The sequence below is a fragment of the Mesorhizobium silamurunense genome (genome assembly GCF_014843905.1).
GTDB lineage: Bacteria > Pseudomonadota > Alphaproteobacteria > Rhizobiales > Rhizobiaceae > Mesorhizobium > Mesorhizobium silamurunense.
Window position 1 is genome coordinate 1 of sequence record NZ_LPVS01000032.1, and the last position, 15,305, is coordinate 15,305.

Genomic DNA, 15,305 nt, shown 5'->3' on the forward strand with positions numbered 1-15,305 from the left:
GTCACCCATGTCTTAGGTACAAACCGTTACCTATGTCTTCGGGCTGTACACAAGCAGGCTGGCGGAGAGGGAGGGATTCGAACCCCCGATACCCTTGCGAGTATGCCGCATTTCGAGTGCGGTGCATTCGACCACTCTGCCACCTCTCCGCGAGGTCATGGTCGGCCGTTGCCGGCGCGGCGCACTAGATAACGGCTGACTGTCGCAGTTACAAGGCCCTATTCGACCGATTTCCTGCTTCTTGGAAAGCGGCGGCGAGGCTACGGATTGACCTTTGCCGGCACGGCGGCTCGCGGTATCCTCCAAGAGCAAGGTCCGCTCGCCTTGACTTCCGCGCAACCTTCGGTTAGGGACAGCCCGCATTCGGCGTGGGGCTTCTCCGCGCCGCTTGTTTTTTGAACCCGCAGACTGACAAAAAGACGGCCGGACCGCTTGAGGCGGTTCATCAAGGCCGACCGAACAGCGAAAGGCAAAAAATGTTCGCAGTCATCAAAACGGGCGGCAAGCAGTATCGCGTCGCCGCCAACGATCTCTTGAAGATCGAGAAAGTCGAAGCCAAGGTCGGCGATATCGTCGAAATCGGCAATGTGCTCGCGCATGGCGAGGGCGAGAATGTCACCTTCGGCGCGCCGTTCGTCGATGGCGCCATGGTCACGGCGGAAGTCGTCGAGCAGGGCAAGAACCGCACCGTCATCGCTTTCAAGAAGCGCCGCCGCCAGAATTCGCGCCGCAAGATCGGCCACCGCCAGCTGCTGACCACCGTGCGGATCGCCGAGATCCTGCTAGGTGGCGCCAAGCCGTCGAAGAAGGCCGCCGCGAAGCCGGAAGCCAAGGCTGAGGCCAAAGCGGAAGTCGCCGCCGAGGCGAAGGCAGAGGCCGCTCCGAAGGAGCCCAAGGCCAAGAAGGAAGCCAAGGCGGAGACTGCGAAGGAAGAGGCCAAGGCCGAGACCGCTGCCGCGCCGTTGTTCAAGGCGCCGAAGGGCGAGCCGGACGATCTGACCGTGATCAAGGGCATCGGCCCGGTCGCGGCGAAGGATCTTAACGAGCAGGGCATCGTCACCTTCGCGCAGCTCGCCAAGCTGACAGACAAGGATGTCGCCAAGATCGACGAGCACATGCCGTTCAGCGCCGACCAGATCAAGGACTGGCGCGAGCAGGCCAAGGAGCTGGCGAAGAAGAAGTAAGGCTGACTGGCGACAAACGTCGCCGGTACGGACTTGAAACGGAACGCGAACGCGTTCATAAGACCATTCAAGCGCCCTAGGGCGCATCGGAGTTAGTTAGATGGCACACAAGAAAGCTGGCGGTTCGTCGCGCAACGGTCGCGACTCGCACTCCAAGCGTCTCGGCGTGAAGAAGTTCGGCGGCGAAGCCGTCGTCGCCGGCAACATCATCATTCGTCAGCGCGGCACGCAATGGCATCCGGGCACCAACGTTGGCATGGGCACGGACCATACCCTTTTTGCGCTCGAAGCCGGCGCAGTCGCCTTCAACAAAAAAGCCAACGGCCGAACCTACGTCTCGGTAAACCCGATCACCAAAGCAGCGGAGTAGCCGGTTCCGCACCATAACACCGGCGCCCATCTCGGGAACCGGTGTCTGGCCAGGCCAGGAAAGGATCAGGAGAGATGGGCTTCCATCTCTCCTTTTTCATTTTTCTTTGCCCTGGAGGACTAAATGGTTGCCGAAGCGGAAGACACCGAAGACGAAAGTTACGCGATCGACTGCCCGGTGCTCGCCACCGAGCGTCTCGTCATGCGCCCCCCGCGCGAGAGCGATCTCGAGCAACTGGTTGCCTTGGCCGACAACCGCCACGTCGCCGAAATGCTGGCCCGCATGCCGCATCCTTACGGCGAGGCCGAAGGCAGAGCCTTCCTGGCCATGGCCTCGTCGCGCCGCGCCGGCATCGTCTATGCGCTGACGCTTGCCGGCACCGGCACCTTCGTCGGCTGCGCGGGCCTCAACACCACCGATCGCGGGCTGGAGCTCGGCTACTGGATCGGCGAGCCCTACTGGAAGCGCGGTTACGCCACGGAAGCCGCGCACGCGCTGGTCGACCTTGCCTTCCAGAAGACCTCGATCCAGGTGCTGCATGCCTCGACCAGGGTCATCAATCCGGCCTCGCGCCGCGTCATCCACAAGTGCGGCTTCCAGTATGCCGGCCAGGGCATGCTGAACTCGATCGTCGCCGGCCAGGTGCCGGTCGAGCGGTACCGGCTGGACAGGAAGACGTGGACGAGCCTGCGTAACTGGGTGCATTTTTAGGCATGTTGAAATTCAGCTCAGCTCGACCCAGACCGGCAGGTGGTCCGACCCCCGAGCCTGCCGGTCGGTCCACAGGCGCTTCAGCGAGCCCGCGAGCGAGGCGCTGGTGAAGACATAGTCGATGCATTTGTGGCGGGCCGCATCGTTGGGGCGGTTGGGGTCGATCCAGGTGAACAGGCCGGAAACGTCGAGGCGCTGGGCGACGTCGACGGCGAGGTCGGCGGTCAGCGGCATGCCGAACTCGTGGTCAGGGCGCCCGGCGAGTTCGACATATTCGGGCGATCCGCGCAGCATATTGAAGTCGCCCATGACGACGAAGGCCTCCGGATAGGGCAGGTCCGGCAGGCCGATCTCCGGAATGCCGGAAAGGCCGCCGCCTTCCAGCGTGTAGTTCAGCAGGCGCTGGCGCAGGAAACGGATCTGGCTCTGGCGCTCGACGGGGCTGCGGTGGTCGAGATGGGTGGAGTAGAAGCGGATGAAACCGAGCGGGGTCTCGATCAGCGCCTCCAGCGCGCCGCGCTGGAAGTTCATCCTCTCCAGACTGCGGCTGCGCGGCAGCAGGAGATTGCGCGACAAATGAATGGGCGTCGTCGACAGCACCATATTGCCGAGCTGGAAGGTCCTGGTGACGGCGCGGCCGGCATCCAGGCGCGAGCCGATATTGACCTCGAAATTGCTGCCGTAGGCGGCGAAGTATTCCGGCAGCGCCTCGCCGATCTCGGCCACCATATCGCGGTCGCCGTTGCGCGGGTTGTTGCGGGTCACCTCTTGCAGGGCGATGACGTCGGCGCCGCGCACAGCGTCGGCGATGCGGCCGACATCGTATTTTCCGTCGAGGCCGATGCCATACTGGATGTTATAGGTGACGAGCTTCATTCCGGCACTTCCCCAGCCCAGCCAAGCGAACAGTGCTACAGCGTCCTTTGCGAAAGGGCATCCGGCGCTTTAGTCGCAAAACAGCCTCGCCCTTCGCCCCGCCTTGGTTTAGAGCAATCGCGCAAGGCCATCAGCAGAAACTTGAAACTCCGATGAAATTCCTCGACCAGGCAAAGGTTTACATTCGCTCCGGCGACGGCGGCGCCGGTTCGGTGTCGTTCCGGCGCGAAAAATTCATCGAGTTCGGCGGCCCGGACGGCGGCGACGGCGGCCGCGGCGGCGACGTCTGGGCTGAGGCGGTCGACGGACTGAACACGCTGATCGACTACCGCTACCAGCAGCATTTCAAGGCGAAGACCGGCATGCACGGCATGGGCCGCAACATGACCGGCGCCAAGGGCGCCGACATCACGTTGAAAGTGCCTGCCGGAACCCAGGTGTTTGCCGAGGACAACGACATGCTGATCTGCGACCTCACGGTGGTCGGCCAGCGCTTCCTGCTCGCCAAGGGCGGCAATGGCGGCTTCGGCAACCAGCATTTCAAGACCTCGACCAACCAGGCGCCGCGCCGCGCCAATCCGGGACAGCCGGGCGAGGAGCTCAGCATCTGGCTGAGGCTGAAGCTGATCGCCGATGCCGGGCTCGTCGGTCTGCCCAATGCCGGCAAGTCGACCTTGCTGGCGGCCGTCACCGCGGCCAAGCCGAAGATCGCCGACTATCCGTTCACCACGCTTTATCCCGGCCTCGGGGTCGCCCGCATCGACGGCCGAGAATTCGTGCTGGCCGACATTCCCGGCCTGATCGAGGGCGCGCATGAGGGGGTCGGCATCGGCGACCGCTTCCTCGGCCATGTCGAGCGCACGCGCGTGCTTCTTCACCTCGTCTCGGCGCAGGAGGAAAATCCCGGCAAGGCCTACAAGACCGTGCGCGGCGAGCTTGAAGCCTATGGCCATGGGCTGGCCGAGAAGCCCGAGATCGTCGCGCTCAGCCAAGTCGACATCCTCGACGCGGACGCCCGCAAGAAGAAGGCGGCCTCGCTGAAGCGCGCCGCCGGCCGCGCGCCGATGTTGTTGTCGGCCGTCACCGGCGAAGGCGTCGAGGCGGTGCTGCGTGCGCTGATGGCCGTGGTGGCGGAAGCACGCGACGCCGTTCCTGCTCCCGTCGACACGCGCTGGCGGCAAAACCCATGAAATCGCTGAAATCATACCGGCGCATCACCGTGAAGATCGGTTCGGCGCTGCTCGTCGATCGCACGACAGGGCTGAAGCGTGACTGGCTGGCCTCGCTCGCCGACGACATCGCGGTGCTGGCCAATGCCGGCGCGGAGGTGCTCGTCGTCTCGTCGGGCGCCATTGCGCTCGGCCGCACCATTCTCGACCTCGGCAAGCGCGCGCTGAAGCTCGAGGAAAGCCAGGCGGCCGCCGCCGTCGGCCAGATCGCGCTTGCCGGCGCGTGGTCGGACGCGCTTGGCAAGGACGGGCTGAAATCGGGCCAGATCCTCTTGACCCTCGGCGATACCGAGGAGCGCCGCCGCTACCTCAACGCGCGCGCCACCATCTCGACTTTGCTGAAAATGAAGGCGGTGCCGGTCATCAACGAGAACGACACGGTGGCCACTTCCGAAATCCGCTATGGCGACAACGACCGCCTGGCCGCGCGCGTCGCCACGATGATGGGCGCCGATCTTTTGGTGCTGCTCTCCGACATCGACGGGCTCTACACGGCGCCGCCGGCCAAAGATCCGAAAGCAAGGTTCATCCCGGTGGTCGACCGCATCACGCCGGACATCGAGGCGATGGCGGGCGCGGCCGCCTCGGAGTTCTCGCGCGGCGGCATGCGGACGAAACTCGACGCCGGCAAGATCGCCAACGCCGCCGGCACGGCGATGATCATCACCGCCGGCACGCGGCTCTCGCCGCTGATGGCGATCGAGCGCGGCGAACGCGCCACCTTCTTCAAGCCCAGCGCCAATCCGGTGAAGGGCTACAAGACCTGGATCGCCGGCCAGCTCGAACCGGCGGGCCGGCTCACCGTCGATGCCGGCGCCGTCGGGGCGCTGAAGTCGGGCAAGTCGCTGCTGCCGGCCGGCGTCAAGCTGGTCAGCGGCAATTTCTCACGCGGCGACACGGTGGCGATCCTGTCGCCCGAGGGCCGCGAGATCGCGCGCGGGCTGGTTGCCTACGATGCCGCCGATGCCGTAAGGATCGCAGGTTTGAAGACGGCCGAGATCGAAAATGTGCTCGGCTACGAGGCACGCTCGGCGATGATTCATCGCGACGACCTTGTGGTAAGCGTTGCCGGCGACCACGTATTGGCCGAAGAGTGAGCGGAGGATGACCATGCTGAAGCTGCATGAAAAATCCGGGGAAGATACAGTGGCGCTGATGGCCGATATCGGCCGCCGCGCCCGCGCCGCCGCGCGACCGCTGGCCGTCGCTACGACCCAGGCCAAGAATGACGCGCTAGTGGCCATTGCCGATGCAATTCTTCGCAACGAGCAGGCGATCCTCGAGGCCAACGCCATCGACATGTCGAATGGCGAGGAAGCCGGGTTGTCAGTGTCCTTCATGGACCGGCTGAAGCTGACGCCGTCGCGCATCAAGGCGATGGCCGACGGTATCCGCGAGATCGCCGCGCTCAAGGATCCGGTCGGCGACGTTATTGCCGAATGGGATCGCCCCAACGGCCTGCATATCGAGCGCGTGCGCACGCCGCTCGGCGTCATCGGCGTCATCTATGAAAGCCGTCCGAATGTGACGGCCGATGCCGGCGCGCTCTGCCTGAAAGCCGGCAACCCGGTGATCCTGCGCGGCGGCTCGGATTCGATCGATTCGTCATCGGCGATCCATGCCTGCATGGCCGAAGGGCTGAAGGCGGCGGGCCTTCCCGAGGATGCCATCCAGCTGGTGCCGACTACAGACCGCGCCGCCGTCGGCGAGATGCTCAAAGGCTTGAGCGGCAATCTCGACGTCATCATCCCGCGCGGCGGCAAAAGCCTGGTCGGGCGCGTGCAGAACGAGGCGCGGGTGCCGGTTTTCGCGCATCTCGAAGGCATCTGCCACCTCTATGTCGATCGTTCCGCGAAGCTCGACATGGCGGTCAAGATCGCCGTCAACGCCAAGATGCGCCGCACCGGCGTGTGCGGCGCGGCCGAGACATTGCTGGTCGACCGCGCGGTCGCCTCTACGCATCTGGTGCCGATCCTCGAAGCGCTGCGCGCCGCCGGCTGCGAAGTCCATGCCGACAGCGAAGCGATGCAGGCCTTCTCCGACGCCAGCCCTGCGACCGATGCCGACTGGGTGACGGAATATCTCGACGCCGTCATCGCGGTAAAGCTGGTCGACGGCGTCGCCGGCGCGATCGAGCATATCGAAACCTTCTCCTCGCACCACACCGAGGCGATCATCGCCGAGGATGCGCAAGCAGTCGAAAAATTCTTCAACGAGATCGACTCGGCGATCCTCCTGCACAACGCCTCGACGCAGTTCGCCGACGGCGGCGAGTTCGGCATGGGTGCGGAGATCGGCATTGCCACCGGCAAGATGCATGCGCGCGGACCCGTCGGCGTCGAACAGCTGACCTCGTTCAAATACCGCGTGCGCGGGTCGGGACAGGTGAGGCCTTGAAGCTGTTTGCCGCTAGAGCGTGAACCGTTGCGCCTAGGCACCCCCCTCTGTCCTGCCGGACATCTCCCCCTCAGGGGGGGAGATTGGCAGCTTCGCCGACGGCGCTCGTCTTGCAATGTCAGCGATTGGCGAAAGTGGAAGCGACATCTGATCTCCCCCCTTGAGGGGGAGATGCCCGGCAGGGCAGAGGGGGGTGCCTAGCACATGCTTTCCCAGCCCGAGCAGCCCGTCCCCGCCCGCTACCTCAAAATGCCGCATGCCGGCAAAGGTCTCGCCGTCGGCCTGTTCGGCGGTTCCTTCAACCCGCCGCATGCCGGTCACGCGCTGGTGGCCGAGATCGCGCTGAGAAGGCTGGCGCTCGAACAGCTGTGGTGGATCGTGACGCCCGGCAATCCGTTGAAAAGCGCAGGTGAGCTGGCGCCGCTCGCCGAACGCATCGTGCTGTCCGAAAAGATCGCCCGCAATCCGAAAATCAAGGTCAGCGCCTTCGAGGCGACGCACCATGTCCGCTACACCGCCGACACGCTGGCGCTGGTCAAGGCGCGCAATCCGGGCGTCGACTTCGTCTGGATCATGGGTGCGGATAGTTTGCGCGACTTTCATCACTGGCAGCGCTGGCGCGAGATCGTGCTGACCTTTCCGATCGCGGTCATCGACCGCCCGGGCGCCACGCTCTCCTTCCTGTCGTCGGTCGTCGCCAAGACCTTCGACTATGCCCGTATCGACGAAGGCGACGCGCCGCGCCTTGCCCGCATGCAGGCGCCAGCCTGGACCTTCATCCACGGTCCGCGCTCGTCGCTCTCCTCCACCGCGATCCGCAAGGCGGCAAAGGGTTAGGCACCTCGCAGGGCGGAGTGGCGACACCGCCGATGTCGCTTTTACGGCGGCTTTTCGCCCTCCGGTGAGCGATGCTGGCAAGACATGCTGGAGAAGAGCCGCACCACGACCGAGCCGGGCGCGCAATCGGCGCCGCTGGTTGCCATTGCCAGCGTCATCGTGTCGATGGCGCTGATCGCGATCGGCAACGGGCTGATGTTCGCCTTCATTCCCGTGCGGCTCGGCGCCGACGGCTTCGATCCGACCTGGGCCGGGCTGATCGTCACTGGACTTTCGGCCGGCGGGCTCGCCGGCTGCATTCTCACCGGACCTGTGGTCAAGCGCGTTGGCCATGCCCGCGCATTCATGGTGCTTTCGGCGCTGATCGCGCTCTCCAACGTCGCGATCGGCGCCGGACCGATCCCGTTGCTCTGGATCGCGGCGCGGGCGCTTTATGGCTTTGCCATTTGCGGACTGTTCATCGTCGCACAGAGCTGGCTGAACGACGCCTTGCCGAATGCCATACGAGGCCGGGTCATGGCCGTGTTCTACGTCGCCTATATCGGCGGATTGGGCGTCGGCTATGCGACGCTCGCCGCGATCGACATCCAGACAGCGGCGGCGCCGCTGATCGGCATCGCCTTCACCGCGCTGTCCATTCTGCCCGTGGGCATGACGCGGCTTGCCCAGCCGCCCGCGCCGCAGGCGGCTTCGGTGGCGCTCGGGCAAGCCTGGAAGATCTCGCCGGTCGGCGTCGTCGGCATGCTCGCCGTCGGCGGCCTGTCGATGATCATTTCCGGTTTCGCGCCGATCCACGCCACCGCCAAGGGCTACAGCCAAGCGGATGTGGCGCTGCTGTTGTCGGCGATGCCGGTCGGCACGCTGATCCTGCAGATACCGCTCGGCTGGCTCTCGGACCGTACCGATCGGCGTTATGTGCTGGCGGGCGCGGCGGCGCTGGCGGTGGTGGCAAGCCTGCTCGCCATCGCCTTCGACGGCGGAGCGCTGATGGCGCTGGTGGTGATTTATCTCGTCTGGGACGGCGCGTCGGAATCGATCTATTCGCTCTCCAGCGCCCACGCCGCCGATCGCGCCAGGAAGGAGGAGCTGCTGGCGCTCTCGAGCTCGCTGCTTTTTGCCTGGTCGTTGTCCGGCTTCATCGTGCCGGGCATCGTGACAGTGCTTTCGGCTGTCTTCGGCACCGAGACCTTCATCTATGTCGGCATCTTCATCGCTTCGGCGTTCTGCCTGTTCGTGCTGTGGCGCGTGATGGCGGCGCGGCCGACGCCCGCTCCCGCCACCGGCAGCTTCGCGCCGATGTCGGCGCAGACGCCGCTGCCGGTGGAGCTCGCCTTCGCGCCGGACGAGCCGACAGGTCCGACCAGGAACTGAGAAACTTTTTCTTCGCAATTCCGAACGGAAAACCGCGTCACACTTTTCCTGGAATTGCTCTATTGCTTGCGAGCATCCGCAGCCGGCGCCTCGGGCGGCGGCAAGGGGATCGAAATGCCCTCGTTGTCGAAGGCCTGCTTAGCGCGCTTGGTCATGTCGATCTGGGTGGCGAAGTAATCGGCCGCCGACGTCCAGTAGCGCAAGGTAAGCGAAACCGTGGTCTCGCCCAGGCCCGCCACGAAGGCGATCGGCGCCGGCTCGCGCCGGATGCGCTTGTCGGTAACGGCAATGCCGAGCAGCGTCTTTTGCCCACGGTCGATGTCGTTCCATGAGCCGATGCTCAAGCTGATGTCGCAGCGCCTGACGCCGTTGCGGGTGAAGTTGCGCACCGGCTGGTTCCACAGCGTCTGGTTGGGCGCCAGGATGTAGACGCCTTCGACAGTACGCAGCTTGGTCGCGAACAGGCCGATCTCCTCGACCGTACCGGCTATCGAGCCGACCTCGACATTTTCGCCGATGCGGAATGGCCGCAGCGCCAAAAGCATGATGCCGGCGGCGATGTTCTGCAGCGTGCCCTGCAACGCCAGTCCGATGGCCAGGCCGATGGCGCCGATGGCGGCAATGATGGAAGCCGTCTGCACGCCGAACTGGCCGAGCACCATGATGACGACGAGGATCAGGATGGCGTAGCGGACGATCTTCGAGAAGAAATGGCGAAGCGTCGCGTCGAAGCCGTGGATGTGGCCGAGACCGGCGAAGATCGAGCGCTCGGCAAGTCCGGCGACGAAATAGCCGACGATCAGAAGGATGATGGCGCCGATCGCCGAGAAGGAATAGGAGACGATCAGCGTGCTCAGCTGGGCAAGCCCGGCCTGGATGGTGATGAGGGCGCTTTGCGGGTCGGTCGGCATGGATAAGTCCCCATTGGTCAGTGAGCCGATAACCCCTGCCAGGCGTAAAGAGTTCCGATTTTTTCGGGAGCACGGAACCTGCCGAAGAGGGGCCGCGTTGGCACCGGCAGGGCGCCCCGTCTTGAAACTGCAATGGAACTCTGCCTATCTAAGTGATGTCACCTGATTTGCGGGGTGATTTGGTTGTTCTTGTTGGGAAAGGAAACACACTGAGAACAGCACTGCGGAAGAAGGCCGATATCGTGCCTTCGCCGGCCGGGATCAGCGGAAGCGATGCTGCGTCCCTCGCCATCGACACAGTCCTTGCCAGTCTGGAAGACTCCAAGGCCGAAAATATCGTCTCAATCGACATCCAGGGTAAATCGAGCCTCGGCGACTATATGGTCGTCGCATCGGGCCGATCGCACCGTCATGTCTCGGCTGTCGCCGATCATCTCCTCAAGGCGCTCAAGGATGCCGGTCTCGGCATGGCCCGCGTCGAGGGGCTGGCCAGCGCCGACTGGGTCCTGATCGATTCGGGCGACATCATCGTCCATGTCTTCCGTCCCGAAGTCCGCGAATTCTACAATCTCGAAAAGATGTGGCAGGCGCCGGACCTCGAGGAAGAGACCTTGCACTAAGCCATATCGCATGCCGTGACCGTTCCGGTCCGGCGCCGATAGAGTGCTCGCCGAGGCGAGGATGAAGATCACCGTTCATGCCGTGGGCCGGATGAAGACCGGCCCCGAGAGAGAACTCGCCGACCGCTATTTCGAGCGCTTCGCCAAGAGCGGGCCGGCGGTCGGGCTGGAATTTGCCGGCATCGTCGAGATTCCCGAGAGCCGCGGCCAGAGCGCCGACGAGCGTCGCCGCGAGGAGGGCCAGAAGCTGCAGGCCCAGTTGCAGCAAGGCACCGTGCTCATCCTGCTCGACGAACGCGGCAAGGCGCTCTCTTCCGAAGATTTGGCAGCACGCATCGGCCAGTTGCGCGACAGCGGCCGCAAGGCGCTGGTCATCGCGATCGGCGGCGCCGACGGGCATGACAAATCCTTGCGCGAAGAGGCCGATCTGGTGCTGTCGTTCGGGGCGCTGACCTGGCCGCATCAGCTGGTGCGCGTAATGCTCGGCGAGCAGCTCTATCGCCTCGCGACTATCCTGTCCGGGCATCCCTATCATCGCTCTTGAGTCGTCGTTCGCGACATGGCCCCGAAAGCTGGGGATCACGTCCGCTTGCACGGATTTCCGCCTCAATGGCCCGACATCACAGTTGTTGCGGGTGTTCCAACATGGTTGATGGTTCGTTAACGAAGCGGCGGATAGAGTCGAGGCCTGATGTCTGAAGGCTGGAATTCGAGAACGCGCGCCTGGCGCAGCCGCTGCGGCCTGACACTTGTCGCCGCGCTGATTGCGCTCGGGCCGGCCATGGCGGCGGAAAACACGCCCGATGTCGCGCCGGACCCCGACCGGAGCCGGGCCGAATACGAGCAGGTTTCCAAGGAAATCACCTTGTCTTCCGAGCGGCTGGCCAAGCTTGCCGCCGACGTCGCGACGGTCAAGAAGGACCATGCCTCGATCAGCGCGGCGCTGATCCAGTCGGCGATGACCGAGCAGAAGCTCGGCCAGGACATCGAGGATATCGGCGCCAAGCTGGAAGGGCTGAAGGCCGAGGAAGAGAAGCTGCACGCCTCGCTGACGGCGCGGCGCGACGTGCTGGCCGAAGTGCTCGGCGCCCTGCAGCGCATGGGACTCAACCCGCCGCCGGCGATCCTGGTCAAGCCGGAGGACGCGCTGTCATCGGTGCGCAGCGCCATCCTGCTCGGCGCCGTGGTGCCGGAATTGCGCCAGCAGACCGACAGGCTGCTCGCCGATCTCAAGGAACAGACCCGGGTGACGGCCTCGATCGAGGCCGAGCGGGGGCGGCTCACCGCCGCCGTCACCGAGCAGACGGCGGAAAAGAAGCGGCTGACCATGCTGCTCGAAGCCAAGCAGAAGCTGCAGGCCGACACGGAGACGGCGCTCGCGACCGAGAAGCAGCACTCGCAGCAGCTGGCGGCCAAGGCCAGCAGCCTCAAGGATCTCATCGCGTCGCTCGAGGCCGACAAGGCGCGTAAGGCGGCCGACCAGGCCAAGGCGGCCGAGCAGAAATCGGCGGAGGGCGACACGACGGTGTCCACCACGGACCTTGCCGCGACGCCGGTGCCGGAGGGCAACCGTTTGGCCGCTTCCGCCCCGTTCGCGGCGCTGCAGGGCCAGATCGCGCTGCCGGTCATCGGCAAGATCAAGAGGCGCTTCGGGACCGACGACGGCAACGGCGCAATGATGCAGGGCGACATGGTTGCGACACAATCGGGAGCCATCGTCACCGCGCCAGCGGATGGAAATGTGCTTTATGCGGGGCCGTTTCGTTCCTATGGTCAACTCTTGATCCTCAATGCCGGCGACGGGTATCATGTCGTCCTGGCAGGGATGAGCAGAATCAGCGTCGCGACCGGCCAGTCGGTGCTCGCAGGAGAACCGGTCGGCGCGATGGGAGAGGCCCGGGTGGCAAGCACCTCGGCCTCGCAGAATGGAAATGCCACGCCGGAGCTCTATGTGGAGTTCCGCAAGGATGGAAAACCCGTCGATCCGAACCCTTGGTGGGCGGACCGATTTTCTGGAAGGACGTGAAATGATGCGGAAATTGTCGCTTCTGTTTGCCGGCGCGCTGATGGGCGCATCGGCAATGAGCCTGGTCTACGGCGCACCCGGCTCGGCGGCGAACGCTGCGGGTTCCGAGACCTACAAGCAACTGGCGATCTTCGGCGACATCTTCGAGCGCGTGCGCGCGCAGTATGTGACGCCGCCGGACGACAAGTCGCTGGTCGAGAACGCCATCAACGGCATGCTCGCCTCGCTCGACCCGCACTCCTCCTACATGAACGCCGAACAGGCGCAGGACATGCGCGTGCAGACCAAGGGCGAGTTCGGCGGCCTCGGCATCGAGGTCACCATGGAAAACGACCTCGTCAAGGTGATTACGCCGATCGACGACACGCCGGCCGCCAAGGCGGGCGTGCTTGCCGGCGACTACATCGCCAAGATCGACGGCGAAGAGGTGCGCGGGCTCACCCTCAACGACGCGGTCGAGAAGATGCGTGGCCCGGTCAACACGCCGATCAAGCTCACCATCCTGCGCCAGGGCGCCGACAAGCCGATCGAGCTCACGGTCGTGCGCGACATCATCAAGGTCAAGGCGGTCAAGTTCCGGGTCGAGAATGACGTCGGCTACATGAAGATCACCTCCTTCACCGAGAAGACCTATGACGATCTCGAGAACGCCATCGAGACCATCAAGAAGCAGGTGCCGAACGACAAGCTGAAGGGCTATGTGCTCGACCTGCGCCTCAATCCGGGTGGCCTGCTCGACCAAGCGGTGAGCGTGTCGGACGCCTTCCTGAAGCGCGGCGAGATCGTCTCGACGCGCGGCCGCGATCCGAAGGACGTCACCCGCTTCGATGCCAAGCCGAAGCAGGCCGACGACATCGGTGGCAAGCCGCTGGTGGTGCTGGTCAATGGCGGCTCGGCGAGCGCGTCCGAGATCGTCGCCGGCGCGCTGCAGGATCTGCGCCGCGCCACCGTCGTCGGCACGCAGTCCTTCGGCAAGGGCTCGGTGCAGACCATCATCCCGCTGGGCGAGAATGGCGCGCTCAGGCTCACCACGGCGCTCTATTACACGCCGTCGGGCAAGTCGATCCAGGGCAAGGGCATCACGCCCGACATCAAGGTCGAGCAGCCGCTGCCGCCGGACCTGCAGGGCAGGGACCTGACCCGCGGCGAATCGGACCTGAAAGGCCACATCAAGGGTGCCGACGAGGGTGCAACCGGCTCGGGCTCGGCCGCCTATGTGCCGCCGGAACCGAAGGACGACCTGCAGCTGATCTATGCCGAACAGCTGCTGCGCGGCCAAAAGACCGATCCGGCCTTCCCGCCGAACCCGGACAAGGCTGTGCTGAACCAGTAACGGCGGGATGGCCGGAGCATATCGCTCTGGCCGACCGACCGAAGCGATGCAATGCTGCCGGGACCGCGAGGTTCCGGCAGTTTGATTCGGGGACAGGTTGATTCGGCAGCGGGCGCAGGCGCGCCCAAGGTTTTGAATTCGCGCGTGAGCGCTGACGATCGGGTCACCTATGCTGATCCGACCAGCCGCGTCACGGGCTTGGGGATGCGGGTTGGCTGACATCGGCAAGGATATCGAACGCCCGCTCGGACAGACGCTCCGGCCTCAGCGCCCCGCCGCGCGCGGTATCAGCGCCGGCACGCTTGGCGCGGCGGTCGCCATCCTCGCCGTGATCGGCGTTTCCGGTGCGATCGCGTTGCGGGAAAAACCTTTCCGCAAGCCGGAAGAGATGGCCGTTTCGACGCCGAAGGTGACCGTGGCGCCAACCCCCGCGCCGGCACCGGCGGCGACGCCGACACCGGCTGAAGTGGCGACGGCGAGCCCCAACGCGAGCACGCCGATGAAGAGCGGCGGCCCGCAGATCATCCATGTCCAGACCGAAGAAGGCGACGGCCCGCCCAAAGCCGGTATCGTGATCCGCGATCCTTCGGCGCTCGGGCAGAACCTGAAGGTCGCGCATATCCCGGACAGGGCGATGATCGAGGCCAGCGACAGCGGTCCGCTGCCGGTCCGCTCGGCCGACGGCAGGCGGCCGTTCGACGTCTATGCGCGGCCGTGGTCCGGCGCGCGCGGCGCGCGCGTGGCGATCGTCATCGGCGGGCTCGCCGTCTCGCAGACCGGCACGCAGGCGGCGATCGCCAAATTGCCGGCCGAAGTGACGCTGGCTTTCGCACCGCAGGGCAACAGCATCGACCGCTGGATGAAGGCGGCCCGGCAGAGCGGGCACGAGATCGTCATGCAGATACCGCTCGAGCCCTTCGACTATCCGAACGTCAATCCGGGCCGCAACACGCTGACGGTCTCGGCGAGCCCGGACGAGAACCTGAAGAGCCTGTACTGGGCGCTGTCCAGGACGACCAACTATACCGGCGTCATGAACTATATGGGCGCGCGCTTCTCGGCCGATGCGAACGCGATGGGACCGTTCATGGCCGAGCTCGGCAGGCGCGGCCTTGCCTATGTCGACGACGGCTCGTCCGCGCGGAGCCTGGCGCCCGACCTCGCGCTGAAGGACGGCGTCCCGTTCGTGGCCGGCGACATGGCGATCGACGCGGTGCAGGACCGCGGCGAAATCCTCAAGAAGCTGGACAGCCTCGAGGCGACCGCGCGGGCCAAGGGCAGCGCCGTCGGCATCGGCTCGGCTTTCGATATCACCATCGACACGGTGACGTCCTGGATCGCCGAGGCGAAGAAGCGCGGCATCGAGATCGTGCCGATTTCCGCTGTCGCCATCGATCCCCAGAAAGGCTAATCATCGGCTTCTCGCCGATGCCGGAACCC

At 65.1% G+C, this 15,305-nt stretch carries 15 protein-coding genes and 1 tRNA gene; 13 read left to right on the forward strand and 3 right to left on the reverse strand.

Annotation, left to right across the window (positions count from 1 at the left end; translation table 11 throughout):
- Positions 1-59 precede the first annotated feature (59 nt).
- Positions 60-149 (reverse strand) — tRNA-Ser (locus AU465_RS08025).
- A 327-nt stretch (positions 150-476) separates the two neighbouring features.
- Between AU465_RS08025 and AU465_RS08030 the strand changes: the two genes are divergently transcribed.
- The 3 genes from AU465_RS08030 to AU465_RS08040 all read left to right on the forward strand — a co-directional run bounded on the left by AU465_RS08030 (position 477) and on the right by AU465_RS08040 (position 2,265).
- Positions 477-1,184, forward strand: coding sequence for a 50S ribosomal protein L21 (locus tag AU465_RS08030; RefSeq protein ID WP_192245642.1), 708 nt, complete (start codon positions 477-479; stop codon positions 1,182-1,184).
- Between the two features lie 100 nt (positions 1,185-1,284).
- Positions 1,285-1,554 (forward strand): 50S ribosomal protein L27, encoded by a 270-nt coding sequence (gene rpmA, locus AU465_RS08035; RefSeq protein ID WP_059189273.1) that lies wholly within the window; start codon positions 1,285-1,287, stop codon positions 1,552-1,554.
- Between the two features lie 123 nt (positions 1,555-1,677).
- Positions 1,678-2,265, forward strand: a complete 588-nt coding sequence (locus AU465_RS08040) for a GNAT family N-acetyltransferase (protein ID WP_192245644.1) — start codon at positions 1,678-1,680, stop codon at positions 2,263-2,265.
- Between the two features lie 12 nt (positions 2,266-2,277).
- Here the strand turns inward: AU465_RS08040 and AU465_RS08045 are convergent, their stop codons facing one another.
- Entirely contained in the window at positions 2,278-3,141 is an 864-nt protein-coding gene (locus AU465_RS08045) for an endonuclease/exonuclease/phosphatase family protein (protein ID WP_192245646.1), read from the reverse strand.
- Between the two features lie 152 nt (positions 3,142-3,293).
- Between AU465_RS08045 and obgE the strand changes: the two genes are divergently transcribed.
- From obgE to AU465_RS08070, 5 genes are all read left to right on the forward strand, one after another.
- On the forward strand, positions 3,294-4,331 hold the full coding sequence (obgE, locus tag AU465_RS08050; RefSeq protein ID WP_192245648.1) for a GTPase ObgE: 1,038 nt from the start codon (positions 3,294-3,296) through the stop codon (positions 4,329-4,331).
- The gene (gene proB / locus AU465_RS08055; protein WP_192245650.1) at positions 4,328-5,467 is read left to right on the forward strand and encodes a glutamate 5-kinase; all 1,140 of its coding nucleotides are present in this window, start codon (positions 4,328-4,330) and stop codon (positions 5,465-5,467) included. Before obgE ends, proB begins: the two co-directional genes overlap by 4 nt.
- A 13-nt stretch (positions 5,468-5,480) precedes the next feature.
- On the forward strand, positions 5,481-6,767 hold the full coding sequence (locus AU465_RS08060; protein WP_192245652.1) for a glutamate-5-semialdehyde dehydrogenase: 1,287 nt from the start codon (positions 5,481-5,483) through the stop codon (positions 6,765-6,767).
- 249 nt (positions 6,768-7,016) lie between these two features.
- Entirely contained in the window at positions 7,017-7,604 is a 588-nt protein-coding gene (locus AU465_RS08065) for a nicotinate-nucleotide adenylyltransferase (protein ID WP_192245813.1), read from the forward strand.
- Positions 7,605-7,688: 84 nt separating this feature from the next.
- A complete protein-coding gene (locus tag AU465_RS08070) occupies positions 7,689-8,975 on the forward strand; it encodes an MFS transporter (RefSeq protein WP_192245654.1) in 1,287 nt (428 codons plus the stop codon).
- A gap of 59 nt (positions 8,976-9,034) precedes the next feature.
- On the opposite strand, the gene AU465_RS08075 is transcribed toward AU465_RS08070, so the two are convergent.
- Positions 9,035-9,886: a mechanosensitive ion channel family protein gene (locus tag AU465_RS08075; protein ID WP_192245656.1), complete on the reverse strand. Its 852-nt coding sequence runs from the start codon at positions 9,884-9,886 to the stop codon at positions 9,035-9,037.
- 242 nt (positions 9,887-10,128) lie between these two features.
- Here AU465_RS08075 and rsfS point away from each other — a divergent pair, with 242 nt between their 5' ends.
- From rsfS to AU465_RS08100, 5 genes are all read left to right on the forward strand, one after another.
- Positions 10,129-10,506 carry a ribosome silencing factor gene (gene rsfS, locus AU465_RS08080; RefSeq protein WP_192245658.1) on the forward strand — a complete coding sequence of 126 codons (378 nt, stop codon included), beginning with the start codon at positions 10,129-10,131 and terminating at the stop codon, positions 10,504-10,506.
- Between the two features lie 61 nt (positions 10,507-10,567).
- Positions 10,568-11,050: a 23S rRNA (pseudouridine(1915)-N(3))-methyltransferase RlmH gene (gene rlmH / locus AU465_RS08085; RefSeq protein WP_192245660.1), complete on the forward strand. Its 483-nt coding sequence runs from the start codon at positions 10,568-10,570 to the stop codon at positions 11,048-11,050.
- Positions 11,051-11,197: 147 nt separating this feature from the next.
- Positions 11,198-12,532 carry a murein hydrolase activator EnvC family protein gene (locus tag AU465_RS08090; protein ID WP_192245662.1) on the forward strand — a complete coding sequence of 445 codons (1,335 nt, stop codon included), beginning with the start codon at positions 11,198-11,200 and terminating at the stop codon, positions 12,530-12,532.
- 1 nt (position 12,533) lies between these two features.
- A complete protein-coding gene (locus AU465_RS08095; RefSeq protein WP_192245664.1) occupies positions 12,534-13,865 on the forward strand; it encodes a S41 family peptidase in 1,332 nt (443 codons plus the stop codon).
- A 211-nt stretch (positions 13,866-14,076) separates the two neighbouring features.
- A complete protein-coding gene (locus AU465_RS08100; RefSeq protein ID WP_192245666.1) occupies positions 14,077-15,276 on the forward strand; it encodes a divergent polysaccharide deacetylase family protein in 1,200 nt (399 codons plus the stop codon).
- Positions 15,277-15,305: the final 29 nt, after the last annotated feature.